The 11,862-nt window shown below is 71.5% G+C and carries 11 protein-coding genes; 8 read left to right on the top strand and 3 right to left on the bottom strand.

Annotated features, from left to right (window positions below):
* Positions 1 to 180: 180 nt before the first annotated feature.
* On the bottom strand, positions 181 to 702 hold the full coding sequence (locus tag ACH4S8_RS05830; RefSeq protein ID WP_398391257.1) for a hypothetical protein: 522 nt from the start codon (positions 700 to 702) through the stop codon (positions 181 to 183).
* A gap of 229 nt (positions 703 to 931) precedes the next feature.
* On the opposite strand from ACH4S8_RS05830, the gene ACH4S8_RS05835 reads away from it, so the two are divergent.
* The gene (locus tag ACH4S8_RS05835; protein WP_398391260.1) at positions 932 to 2,203 is read left to right on the top strand and encodes a serine hydrolase domain-containing protein; all 1,272 of its coding nucleotides are present in this window, start codon (positions 932 to 934) and stop codon (positions 2,201 to 2,203) included.
* A gap of 88 nt (positions 2,204 to 2,291) precedes the next feature.
* Here the strand turns inward: ACH4S8_RS05835 and ACH4S8_RS05840 are convergent, their stop codons facing one another.
* A complete protein-coding gene (locus tag ACH4S8_RS05840; RefSeq protein WP_398391262.1) occupies positions 2,292 to 2,741 on the bottom strand; it encodes an NUDIX domain-containing protein in 450 nt (149 codons plus the stop codon).
* A gap of 131 nt (positions 2,742 to 2,872) precedes the next feature.
* Here ACH4S8_RS05840 and ACH4S8_RS05845 point away from each other — a divergent pair, with 131 nt between their 5' ends.
* Positions 2,873 to 3,028: a DUF6131 family protein gene (locus ACH4S8_RS05845; RefSeq protein WP_398391264.1), complete on the top strand. Its 156-nt coding sequence runs from the start codon at positions 2,873 to 2,875 to the stop codon at positions 3,026 to 3,028.
* 122 nt (positions 3,029 to 3,150) lie between these two features.
* Here the strand turns inward: ACH4S8_RS05845 and gcvH are convergent, their stop codons facing one another.
* Positions 3,151 to 3,534, bottom strand: a complete 384-nt coding sequence (gene gcvH, locus ACH4S8_RS05850; RefSeq protein WP_398391266.1) for a glycine cleavage system protein GcvH — start codon at positions 3,532 to 3,534, stop codon at positions 3,151 to 3,153.
* Positions 3,535 to 3,688: 154 nt separating this feature from the next.
* Here gcvH and ACH4S8_RS05855 point away from each other — a divergent pair, with 154 nt between their 5' ends.
* From ACH4S8_RS05855 to ACH4S8_RS05880, 6 genes are all read left to right on the top strand, one after another.
* Complete coding sequence (locus ACH4S8_RS05855) at positions 3,689 to 4,378, top strand: hypothetical protein (protein WP_398391268.1); 690 nt, start codon at positions 3,689 to 3,691, stop codon at positions 4,376 to 4,378.
* Between the two features lie 904 nt (positions 4,379 to 5,282).
* Entirely contained in the window at positions 5,283 to 7,982 is a 2,700-nt protein-coding gene (lanKC, locus tag ACH4S8_RS05860; protein WP_398391270.1) for a class III lanthionine synthetase LanKC, read from the top strand.
* A 102-nt stretch (positions 7,983 to 8,084) separates the two neighbouring features.
* The gene (locus ACH4S8_RS05865; protein WP_103554207.1) at positions 8,085 to 8,222 is read left to right on the top strand and encodes a SapB/AmfS family lanthipeptide; all 138 of its coding nucleotides are present in this window, start codon (positions 8,085 to 8,087) and stop codon (positions 8,220 to 8,222) included.
* 158 nt (positions 8,223 to 8,380) lie between these two features.
* Positions 8,381 to 10,141, top strand: coding sequence for an ABC transporter ATP-binding protein (locus ACH4S8_RS05870; protein ID WP_398391273.1), 1,761 nt, complete (start codon positions 8,381 to 8,383; stop codon positions 10,139 to 10,141).
* Positions 10,142 to 10,204: 63 nt separating this feature from the next.
* Positions 10,205 to 10,837 carry a glyoxalase gene (locus ACH4S8_RS05875; RefSeq protein ID WP_398391275.1) on the top strand — a complete coding sequence of 211 codons (633 nt, stop codon included), beginning with the start codon at positions 10,205 to 10,207 and terminating at the stop codon, positions 10,835 to 10,837.
* Positions 10,838 to 11,101: 264 nt separating this feature from the next.
* Entirely contained in the window at positions 11,102 to 11,830 is a 729-nt protein-coding gene (locus ACH4S8_RS05880; protein ID WP_398391277.1) for a family 16 glycosylhydrolase, read from the top strand.
* Positions 11,831 to 11,862: the final 32 nt, after the last annotated feature.

Raw genomic sequence — 11,862 nt, forward strand, 5'->3', positions numbered from 1 at the left:
GCTCGTCCACGGCCTCACTCGTGCGCCGGACCAGTGTAGGGGGCCCGAATACCGTCCTCCGGCCCACCGGAACGGCCCTCTGCGGTGCGCGCCGCGGGCCGGACCACCACCGCGCGGAACTGCCGCACCGTGCGGAACCACCACTGTGCGGAACCCCCGCCCCGCGGGCCGGCACCGGCTTCAGTGAGCGTCGGGCGAGCGCCGGGACGGTCTCCAGCGCGGGGCCTCGTCGTCGGGAACGTCCGGTGAAGAAAAGTGGAACGGGACGCCGAGGGAGTCCGCCAGGGCCCGGCCTGCCTCCGCGGCGGCGGTGCCCGGCCGGAGCCCACCGGAGCGTTGGTGAACGACCGCCAGGTGGCCTTCCCCGGCCGGGTCGTCCAGGACCGCGACGAGGACCACGAACCAGTCGTGCACGGTGTCGCCGTCCCACAGCGCCTCGACCGCGGCGATCCGGCCCGGAAACGTCGCGGCACGGGCCGCGAGCGAGGGGACGTCGAGGGCGTCGGGCGGCCGGTGCCGTACACGGTCGCCGAGGGCCTCGTACCGCGCGTGCACCACCTCTTCCGCCTCGCGCAGACCCAGCCCCAGCGGACGCAGCGCTACCCACACGACCTTGAGGGCCGCGATCCGCCGATCGCGCAGCACCTGCGCGTCGGCCTCCCGGCGGGTCCGTTCCTCCAAGTAGTCCCACCAGCCGCTCATCGAGGCTCCGGGCGGCATTCACCGGCGTGTGTCACGGGCCGAACGTACGGCAAGCACGCCACGGAGAAACCGGGCGGTCCCCGGTCCTGTCCTGGGTGTTCGCCGCCGTGTGGAGCGGCAGGGCGAGCCGTCGGCGCGAAAACGCCCACCGGTGGCCCAACAGCGCTCCGACGTCGGCGCCGGACGGTATCCCTGGGGGCGTCGATCCACCGGACGAAACGGACTTACCATGCCGACCCGGCTCCCCCGCTCCCTCGTACGCCACCGGCGCGCCCCCGCGCCGATCCGGCGGCGTCCCCGGCTCACCGTCCTGCTCTCCGCCACGCTGCTGGCCCTGACCCCCGTCGCACCGGCCCTGGCCACACCCACCAGGGCCGACGAGGTCCACCACCCGAAGGACGGCGCCCCGCCCTTCGCCAAGACCCTGACACCGGATCTGATCGCCCTGATGCAGCGGCTGCGCGTCCCCGGCGCCGTGGTGTCGATCCGCACTCCGCAGTGGGGCACCTGGACCAAGACGCTCGGCACGGAGTCCCTCAGGACCGGGAAGCCGATCGCGGCCGACGAACACTTCCGGATCGGCAGCATCACCAAGACCTTCACCGCCACGGTGATCCTGGAACTCGTCGACGAGGGCCGGATCAAGCTGGACGACCCGGTCTCGCGCTACCGCCCCGACGTGCCGAACGGGCGCCACATCACCATCCGCCAGCTGCTCCAGATGACCAGCGGCCTCTACAACTACAGCGAGGACCTGCACTTCAACCAGGTCCTCGACGACCGTCCCGAGACGCAGTGGACGCCCGAGGAACTGCTCGCGATCGCCTTCCGCCACCAGCCGTACTTCCCGCCGGGGCAGGGCTGGCACTACTCCAACACCAACTACGTGCTGCTCGGGCTGATCGCCGAGCAGATCACCCACCGGCCGCTGACGTCGCTCCTGCGCGACCGGGTCTTCCGCCCGGTCGGCATGCCGAACACCAACCTGGCCACCGACACGGCCTTCCCCGCGCCCCACCCTCGTGGCTACCAGTTCATCGGCAACGTGGCCAGCCTCACCGCGCCGGTGCTCACCGGGAAGGACGCCGCCTGGGCCGACTGGTCGGCGGGCAACCCGATGGACGTCACCGACGTGAACCCCTCGTGGGCCTGGGCGGCCGGCGCCGGCATCTCCACCCTGGACGACCTGCTCCGCTGGGCCCCCGCGCTCGCCGACGGGAAGCTCCTCAGCCCGCGGACCCAGCGCCAGCGGCTGACCTTCGTCCCCACCTCGGACGTCCCGGGCACGCCCACGTACGGCCTGGGGATCGTCGACTTCTCCGGATTCCTCGGCCACGACGGCCAGATCCCCGGCTACAACAGCTTCGTGGGCCACGACCCGAAGCGGAAGGCGACCGTCGTCGTCCTGGTCAACCTCAACCAGTCACCCGATGGCACCGCTCCCTCCGACGAGCTGACGAAACTGATCCTCTCGGAGGTGTTCCACGCTTCGCCGTCCTGAGCGGCGGGGCACCACGACACGGGGCCGGGCCGCGGCGACGGCCCGGCCCCGTCCGGCTTCCCCGGTCCGCACGAGCGGCGGGGAATCCTCAGAGCCCGTCCAGGCCGGCCAGCAACTGCGTCCAGGTGGCCGCGAATCCGGGATGCAGGCGCAGCGAGTCCACCTCGGCGGGGGCGCACCACCGGTGGGCGGCCCCCTCACCGTCGCCACGGCGCAGGGAGAACGGCTCGGTGACCTCCGCGACCACGGTGTGATAGGCCCATCCCCCGTGGTCGTCGACGAAGGTGTGGATGCGGCGCAGTGCCGGAACGCCGCCCAGTTCCTCCGCGAACTCCCGGCGGGCCCCGTCCCACGGGTTTTCACCGGCGTGCAGCGCGCCACCGGGAACGCTCCAGGTACGGCCGTGGTGGACCCGCCAGGAGCGGCGCTGGAGCAGGAACCGGCCGTCCTCGCGCAGGAGCAGGCCCGCCGCCCCGTGGGGTCCCCAATGGCGGCACCCGCGCCGGTCCCTGACGTATCCGCGACCGCTGTCGGCCATCCTGTCTCCCTCGTGCCGTGCGTCGGGCTCCTCCGCACGACGCGTCACCTTTGTTTATCCCGCGCACCGCAGGAAACCCGGCGGGGGAATGGGGACGCCTGCGGACGACGTCCCGCCCACCGGAGGACGCCATGATCATCCTCGGAGTCATCCTGCTTGTCATCGGCCTTGTCGCCGGTATCGGAATCCTTTGGACCATCGGGATCATCCTGGTCGCGGTCGGCGTCCTGCTGTGGATCCTGGGATCGGTCGGCCGTGAGGTCGGCGGACGACGGCACTACTACTAGACCGCGCCCACCGGATCGTGTGACCGGCACCATCAGGTCGCGCGACCGGTGGCTCGGCACGCCCTGCGGGGCCCGGCGCCGCCGGGCCCCGGGCCTGTGCCGTGGTCCGGACCGCCGGGCGGTCAGTCGCCGATCAGTTTCTCGTACTCGGCGGCGGAGAGCAGGGTGACGGTGGAACCGCCCGCCTCCGGCTTGATCTTGAACAGCCAGCTCTCGTAGGGCGCGTTGTTCACTTCCTCGGGTTCGTCGGCGAGGTCCTGGTTCACCGCGATCATCTCGCCGGCCACCGGGGTGAACACCTCGGAGGCGGCCTTCACCGACTCGATGGTGCCGACGGCATCACCTTCCCGGACGTTCTTGCCCAGCATGGGCACGTCGACGAACACGACGTCCCCGAGCTGCTTCTGGGCGTGGTCGGTGATGCCGACCGTCACCGTCCCGTCGGCTTCGAAGCGCGCCCACTCGTGGTCGTCCGTGTACTTGAGATCTTTCGGAATGACTGACATGGCATCCTCCCACCGGACGTAACGTGATCACTCGGTGACACACTGTCATGTCGGAGGTCGTGGCGGCGGGTTCCACGCGGACGGGCCGCCGAAGGAAGGATGCGCCGGGACCCCGCCGTCCGGTGAGGACGCGTTCCTGCAATGATCCGGTGGCATGACCCCGAAACCCTCCGACGACCTGGCCGGCACCTTCGCACGCATGGGTGGTGCGGACGAGGGTCAGGTCTGGAGCGAACTGTGGGACGACCTGTGCCATCAGGGGTGCGTCTACAGCGACAGCTACCTCGCCCTCCCTCATCTGGCGGCCATCGCGGAGGGCCGCGCCCCCGGCGCACCGGCGGACGCCGTCCTGATGGCGGGTCTCATCGCGTCCGCCGCCGACGACGAACGCAGCGCGCGCTACGCGGGAGAGATCGCCGTCCTCCTCCCGGTGGCCCGCCGCCTGCTGGACGCGCAGGACGACGACGTGGCCTTCGTGTACTTCCTCCAGTGCGTTCTCGCGTTCGAGGGGGAACGGGTATGGAGCGCCGGGCGGCTGGAAGGCCTGTTCCAGCAGGAGTACGAGATCGAGTGCCCGAACTGCGCGTCGGACCTGTGCATCGCCTTCGGTGACCACGGCACCTTCGCCTCGGCCGGCGACTACGTGACGGCCGACCCGGCCAAGTCCGCGTTGCTGCCCGCCGATCCGGCCGCCCTCGCTCCCCTCCCCGCGCGCCTGCACCGCACCGCGGCACAGGCGGGGCACGAGGACATCGCGCGCGCTCTCACGCACCTCTTCGGCCGGGCCGCGTGCCCGGACTGCGGTGACGTGTTCCCCGTCTCGGAACAGGTCGAGGCGAGCTGACCCCGGCCCCGGTCCGGCCCCGAACAGCAGGAAGCCCTGTCCCGCACAACGCGGGACAGGGCTTCTTCAGAGCGCCGGGCAGGCCTTGCACCTGCATTTCCCCGCAGGAAGCGGGGCGTCTTTCCTTGGACCACCAACGCATCACCAACCGGAGTGACTTCCTCCGACCGGCTCTGGGGAAATAGTAGCGCACAGATGTACGGGCGACGACACGCCGGCCAACGAACATCGACCGTTCCGCGGATCCCGTCGCTCGATGGCATCCGTGAATTCGGCAACTCGCCCTGCGCCTCCGGCCGCGGGTCCGGGGCGGACCGGCATCGTCCGGCGACCGCGCCACCGGGCCCGCGGAGGAGTCCGAGCGGCCGAGGAGACGGTTGCCCACTTCCCCTGCCGGTACGACAAATCCACGCCCCCGGCACGAGCAGCGCCCCCGGGTCATACTCCGCGTCGCCCCGCACCCGGCATATGCCGTTTCAACCGCGCCTCCAGGGCCCAATCGGCCGGGTCCGCCGACGCGACCCACCTTCACGAAACGTCCCGGTCAGAGGCCTGGACGGGCGGTTCCGGCCCCGGCCGTGCCCGCGGCGGCGCGGCGCTCCGGGCCGCTTCGGTGATCCGGTGTGCGCCTCGGCGCTGTCGACGATGCGCAGTCCACCCGTCACGCCGGGGCGAATATCTTCGGAAAAGCCTTCTTTCGCGCCGTTGTGGTCGAAGTATCGCTTTCCCAATACTTCGAGTGGCCGGGGACCTCCCCACGGACTCCGGCCGCCACCCGACACCGCGCAGCCCGCTCCCGCTCCCCGGGCCGGCACGGCTCCCCGCTCCGCTCTCCAGGCCGGCCGGATCACCGCTCCCCTTTGCCGTCCCGCCTGCACACGTCCCTGCCCTGAGGAGAAGTCCGATGGACAACCGGTACGAGGCCTACGCCTACGCAGACCCGATCTTCTACGACTCGCCCCGGCGCTGGGGCGCCCAGGAGGAGTTCGCGGCCGTCAGCCGGCCGCTGCCCGCCGGATGGGAGCGGGGCGACCTGGAGATCTGGGCGGTCGTACGCCCCACGGACGTACAGCTGCCCCCGCAGGGCTGGAAGATCCACGTGTCCTCGTGCGCCGAGGACGCCGAGGCGGTCCTGGAGCAGGTCTACGACTACTGTCTGCGCGAGCACATCACGTTCAAGTTCCTGCGCGGGATGCCCATCCTGCAGATGCAGAATTCCAAGTACTCCCCGCGCGGTTCGAGCGGGAAGTTCTGCACGCTCTACCCGGTGGGCGACGCCGAGTTACGGCGATGTCTGGAGGGTCTCGGCCCGCTGCTGGCCGGCCGCCGCGGCCCGTACATCCTCAGCGATCTGCGCTGGGGGGAGGGTCCGCTCTATCTGCGCTACGGGGGGTTCGCCGAGCGCCACTGCCACAACGACGCCGGTCAGCGGGTGCTGGCCCTCGAAGACCCGGACGGACGGCTGGTCCCGGACGTCCGCGGCCCCGGCTTCTCGGTCCCCGACTGGGCGCCCGTGCCCCCGTTCGTCGAGGCCGCCATCGCCGAGCGCACCGCCCCGCAGGCACCCGCACTCCCCTACACCGTCGAGCGGGTCCTGCACTTCTCCAACGCCGGCGGTGTCTACCTGGGGCGCAAGGACGCGGACAGTCCGCGGGTGGTGCTGAAGGAGGCCCGCCCTCACGCGGGTCTCGACCAGCGCGGGGTCGACGCCGTCGCCCGCCTGCAGCAGGAACACGACATGATGGCCCGCCTGGCCGGCTCGCCCGGGGTCCCCGTGCTGCACGAACTGCTGACCGTGTGGGAACACCGCTTCCTGGTGCAGGAGTTCGTCGAGGGACAGTCCCTGAGCGAGTGGCTGACCGCGAAGTACCCGCTCATCCATCCGGACGCCGACGACACGACGGTCGCCGAGTACACCCGCGAGGCGATCGCGATCGTGGACCGGATCGAGCGCATCCTGGAGGCCATGCACGCCCGCGGGGTCGTCTTCGGAGACCTCCACCCCCGCAACCTGATCATCCGGCCGGACGGCGACATCTGTTTCATCGACTTCGAACTCGCCAGTCCTGTCGACGCGTTCGTCCGTCCGGCGCTGGGCGCCGCGGGTTTCACCGCTCCACGGGGATACACCGGGCCGGAGATCGACCTGTACGGACTGGCCGCGATCCGCCTGTGGCTGTTCCTGCCGCTGGCCCAACTGCCCACCCTGGACGCGGGCAAGGGCACCGAACTCGCCGACGTCATCGAGCGCCGGTTCCCCGTGCCCACCGGATACACCGCCGAGATCCGCCGCATGCTGGCCCCCTCCCCCTCGGACGGCCGCACTCCCCGGCCCGAACTGGGCGTGCGCAGGGCCGAGACACAAGCCCTGCTCAGCGGACCGGGGGCCGACTGGCCGGCCATCCGCGACTCGCTCGCGGCGGGCATCCGGGCCATGGCCACCCCGCACCGCGACGACCGGCTCTTCCCCGGCGACATCGCCCAGTTCACCCAGGACAGCCTGGGCCTGGCCCACGGAGCGGCCGGGGTCCTGTACGCCCTCCACGTCACGGGCGCCGGGACGGACCCCGGACACGTGCGGTGGCTCCTCGACGCCGCCCGTACCCGCCCGGCCCGGCCCGGTCTCTACACCGGCGGACACGGTGTGGCCTACACCCTCGACCTCCTCGGCGAACGGGACGCCGCGCTCGACCTGTTGGGTCGGCTCACCCGCACGATCCCGGACGGTCCGCCGGGCCCGGACCTCTCCTCGGGCCGCGCCGGCATCGCGCTGACCCTGGCGCACTTCGCCTCGGCCACCGGCGACCCGCACCTGCTCGACACCGCCGTCACCCACGCCGAGGCCGCGGCCGACGAGCTGGAGAAGGAGGGTCCGTCGAGCGGGCGCCGCAAGGCCGGTCTGATGGCCGGAGCGTCCGGTGCGGCCCTCGCCCTGGTCCGTCTCCACGAACACACCGGCGACCACGGTCTCCTCGAACGGGCCCAGACCCTCCTCGAACTGGACCTGGAGCGGTGTGTGACCGCGGCGGACGGCACGGTCCAAGTCCTCGACGAGTACCGGGTACTCCCCTACATCGAGACCGGCAGCACCGGCATCGGGCTGGCCCTGGACGCCCTGCTCGGCCATCACCCCGAAAGCCCGACAGCCCGCTACCGGACGCCGATCAGCCGGGCGGCCGAACCCGAATTCATCATCCAGCCCGGCCTGTTCAACGGCCGCGCGGGGCTCCTCGGCTACCTCGCCCTGACCCGGCCCCGGTCGTGTCCTCCGGGCGCACCGCACTCCCCGCGCACGCCGGACGACGCGGAGGCGGCCGCCCACCGCCAGACCGCGCTGGACCGCCACCGCAGGCTCCTGGCCCTCCACCAGATCTCGTACCAGGGCCACCTCGCCTTCCCCGGCGACCAGCTCCTGCGGCTCTCCGCAGACCTGGCGACCGGATCCGCCGGAGTGCTCCTGGCCCTGGGCACCGCCCTGGCCGGCACCCCCTTCCTCCCCTGGACCGGCGAAATCCGGCCGGCACGACCGAGCGAGGCCCGGCCCGCCCCGGCCACGGCCGGGCACCGCCCGGCCCCCGCCGGGCACCCGGTCGGCCACGCCTGACCGGCCCCTCCGAGGCGCAACGGAAACAGCCGAATTGCGCACCCCAGACTCCCGGCCGTCCGGCCGGGTGATCCACCCGTCAGTGAAAGAAGGAGAACAGACATGATGATCCTCGACCTGCAGACGATGGACCTGCCCGAGACCGAGGCCACCCCGATCGACGACACCCTCGCGAGCACCAGCTCCCTGAGCGTGCTCAACTGCGGCACCAGCACGGTGAGCACGGTCCTCTGCCTCTAGCGGACGACGCCCCGTAGGGGCACACGGTACTGCCGGCCGGGCCACCACCAGGGGCCCGGCCGGTCGCCGAACGTCCCGATGTCCGGCCCCGGCAGCCCGTCCCACCGTCAGGTGCGCGCCCCCGCGCGACACCCCCTCGCCCACCAGAGAGGTTCCCCGTGGCCGACGAGCCCGCTCCCCGCGCCTCCCGTACGACGGGCCCCCTGCGACTGCGCCGCGAACTCACCTCCGAGCCCGGCCCATTGACCGCCGCGCTGTTCCTCGCGCTCGCCGCCACCGCCGCCGCGCTCGCCCTCCCCCTCTTCCTCCAGGACGTCATCACCGACTTCTCCCTCCATCGTCCGCTCGGCGAGCACATCGCCCTGATGTGCGGGGTCGCCGCGGTCGGCGCCCTCACCCAGGCCGGCTCCGGCTTCCTGCTCGCCCGCATCGGCGAACGCATGGCGTACCGGCTGCGCATCACCTTGATGGAACACGCGCTGCGGCTGCCCCTGCCCGTCGTCCGGACCCAGGGCACCGGAGAACTCGCCGCCCGGATCACCTCCGACGCCCTGTTGCTGCGTCAGATCGTCGACGTGGCGAGCCAGTTGCCGCTGGCCACGGTGACGATCGCGGCGACCCTGGGCGTGATGGTGTGGATCGACTGGGTCCTCACGGTGGTCACCCTCGTCTCCCTGTCCGCCCTGACCCTCATGGTCATGCTGGTCCTGCGCCGCATGCGGGCCAACGTGACCGGCCAGCAGGACGCGGTCGGACACATCGCCCAGCGCTTCACCGCGAACCTGGAGGCGCTCACCACGATCAAGGCCAACCGGGCCGAGCCGCTGGCCGGCCGTGCCCTCGCCGAGGACGCCGAACGGCTGCGCGCCGTCTCCCTGGAAGGCGCCCGGCTGGGCACGCTGATCCCCGCCGTGCTCACCCTCGGCAACCAGCTCGCCATGATCGCCGTGATCCTCACCGGAGGCGCCCGCCTCGCCGCGGGCGACATCACGGCGGCCGCGTTCGCCGCGTTCCTCCTGTACCTGCTGCAGGCCATCCCGTCCGTCAACACGCTGGCCACCGGTCTCGGCCGGCTGCAGTCCGGCCTCGCCGCCCGCGACCGCTGCAACGACCTGCTGCTCCTGCCCCCGGAGAACGACCCGGCCGACGAGGACCGGGCCGCCCCCACCCCGCTGCCCGACGCGCCCGCCGTCGCCTTCGACTCCGTCTCCTACACCCACGCCGGAGCCGGCCACCCCACCCTGCAGGGCATCTCGTTCACCACCGCCCGCACCGGACTCACCGCCGTGGTGGGCGCGTCGGGGGCCGGAAAGACCACCACCCTCTCCCTCATCGACCGCTTCATCCGGCCCTCCTCCGGCACCATCACGGTGCTCGGCCACGACATGCGGCACTGGCCCCTGGACGCGCTGCGCACCCGCATCGCGTACGTCGACCAGGCCTTCACGCTCCTGGAGGCCACCGCCCGGGAGAACCTCCAGCTCGGCCGCAGCACCCCCGCGACCGACGCCGAGCTCGCCACCGCCCTCGACGCCGTCGGACTCGGCGACGACATCGCCCGCCTCCCCCAGGGCCTCGACACCCACCTGGGCCGCGAGACCGACCTCTCCGGCGGCCAGCGGCAGCGCATGGCGCTCGCCCGCGCCCTGCTCTCCGACGCCGACATCGTGCTGCTCGACGAGCCCACCAGCCAGCTCGACGGCCTCAACGAGCAACGCTTCCGCACCATCATCGAAAAGCTGGCGACGACGCGCGCGGTCATCGTCGTCGCCCACCGGCTCACCACCGTGCAGCACGCCGAGCACGTGATCATGCTCGACCAGGGCACCGTCACCGACACCGGCAACCACCCCACGCTCCTCGCGCGCTGCACCCCTTACCAGCGGCTCATCGCCAGCCAGGCGATCACCGGGTCCTGAGTCGAACCGATCGAGCAGGATCGAAGAAGCCACCGCCGACGGGCCGCGACTAGCGTGAAGCGCATGACTTCCATCGCATCCATCACCCTCGAAGTGGACGACACGACCGCCGCCGAGCGGTTCTACGCCGACGCCTTCGGGCTCGGCTCCCAGCTGCGCCTGCGCACCGCGGAGGCGCCCACGACGGGCTTCCGCGGATTCTCGCTCGCGCTCACCGTGTCCCAGCCGGCCGACGTCGTGAGCCTGATCGACGGCGCGCTCGCGGCCGGCGCCACATCGCTGAAGCCGGTGTCGAAGTCCTTCTGGGGCTACGGCGGCGTCGTCCAGGCTCCCGACGGAACGATCTGGAAGGTCGCGACCTCGGCGAAGAAGGACACCGGCCCGGCCACCGGCACCATCGACGACAGGGTGCTCCTGCTGGGCGTCGAGGACGTGAAGGCGACCAAGCGATTCTACGTCGAGCAGGGGCTGACCGTCGCGAAGAGCTTCGGCGGCAAGTACGCGGAGTTCACGGCGGACGAGCCGGGCCAGTTCAAGCTGGCGCTGTACAAGCGTGCCGCTCTGGCCAAGGAGGTCGGCGTCGCCGACGACGGCACCGGCTCGCACAGGATCGCCCTCACCGGTTCCGCCACGGCGTTCACGGACCCGGACGGCTTCACCTGGGAAGCCTCCTCGCTGTCACCCTCGCAGTCCTGACCATGCGAACCGGACACCACCGGTCCCCCGGCCGAAGCGGGTCGAGCGTGCCGGCGGCGCGGGTCCCGTGAGCGAGCCGGGACCGGGCCGCACGGCTGCCGGGGGCCACCGGACCCGCGCGCCGCAGGGCCGTTCGTTCACGACCGGAACACAAGCAGCGATCCCCGCCGCGCCTATTGTCAGGTCCTGAACAGAGCTCTACGTTCCGAAGGAAGGCATGGAACCGCTCCCACGCCTTGTCCCCCATCGAGCAACGGAGCTCCGATGACGACAATCCTCGTACGGCCCAGGTGGTTCATCGTCGCGGTACTCGCCGCCTGCGTCATGCTGCTCTCGGCGCAGCAGCCCGCGCACGCCGGATCCTGGGGCACACCGCAGACCGTCAACTCCTGGAACGTCATCAGCGGCAAATGGACGGCCAACAACGAGTTGGAGACCTACACGCCCAACTGCGTCTGGTACGACGGCGACACCCTGATGATCAAGACCTACAGCGCGGGCGGCGGGGTCTACTACTCCGGCCGCGTGGAGTCGAAGGCCCTCTACGGCTACGGCACCTACAGCTTCACCGCGAACATGCCCAGCGGGCAGGGGCTGCTCCCCGCGGTGTGGGCGGCCTATCTGAACCCCTGGCTCCCCGAGTTCGACGCCGCCGAGATCGTCGGATCCAACCCCGGCACCGTGTACCAGACCTTCCACGACACCAGCAACGCCCAGACCCAGTGGGCCGTGAACAACTCGGGGGGCTGGACCAACAGCTTCCACGTCTACTCGTTCAGCTGGTGGCCCGATCACATCGACTTCTGGGTGGACGGCGCCTTCCAGGGGACCAAGTGGTACACCACCGCTCCCGGTGTCGGCATGCACTTCATCGTCAACACCGCGGTCGGCGGCGACTGGCCGGGAAACCCGGACTCCTCGACCTGGGCCACCGCGGACGGGGCCCGCTACCTCAAGGTCTCCTCGATCACGTACACCCCGTACTCCCCCTGAGCCGTCCCGCCGGTCTCGCGCGTCCGCCTTTC

It is taken from the genome of Streptomyces sp. NPDC021080, from assembly GCF_044333225.1.
GTDB lineage: Bacteria > Actinomycetota > Actinomycetes > Streptomycetales > Streptomycetaceae > Streptomyces.

Excerpts from the sequence above, each read along its gene's own strand:
- ACH4S8_RS05880 (WP_398391277.1), top strand. The coding sequence starts at position 11,102 with ATGACGACAATCCTCGTACGGCCCAGGTGGTTCATCGTCGCGGTACTC.
- gcvH (WP_398391266.1), bottom strand. The coding sequence starts at position 3,534 with ATGTCAGTCATTCCGAAAGATCTCAAGTACACGGACGACCACGAGTGG.
- ACH4S8_RS05840 (WP_398391262.1), bottom strand. The coding sequence starts at position 2,741 with ATGGCCGACAGCGGTCGCGGATACGTCAGGGACCGGCGCGGGTGCCGC.
- ACH4S8_RS05835 (WP_398391260.1), top strand. The coding sequence starts at position 932 with ATGCCGACCCGGCTCCCCCGCTCCCTCGTACGCCACCGGCGCGCCCCC.
- ACH4S8_RS05830 (WP_398391257.1), bottom strand. The coding sequence starts at position 702 with ATGAGCGGCTGGTGGGACTACTTGGAGGAACGGACCCGCCGGGAGGCC.
- ACH4S8_RS05865 (WP_103554207.1), top strand. The coding sequence starts at position 8,085 with ATGATGATCCTCGACCTGCAGACGATGGACCTGCCCGAGACCGAGGCC.
- ACH4S8_RS05855 (WP_398391268.1), top strand. The coding sequence starts at position 3,689 with ATGACCCCGAAACCCTCCGACGACCTGGCCGGCACCTTCGCACGCATG.
- ACH4S8_RS05875 (WP_398391275.1), top strand. The coding sequence starts at position 10,205 with ATGACTTCCATCGCATCCATCACCCTCGAAGTGGACGACACGACCGCC.
- ACH4S8_RS05845 (WP_398391264.1), top strand. The coding sequence starts at position 2,873 with ATGATCATCCTCGGAGTCATCCTGCTTGTCATCGGCCTTGTCGCCGGT.
- lanKC (WP_398391270.1), top strand. The coding sequence starts at position 5,283 with ATGGACAACCGGTACGAGGCCTACGCCTACGCAGACCCGATCTTCTAC.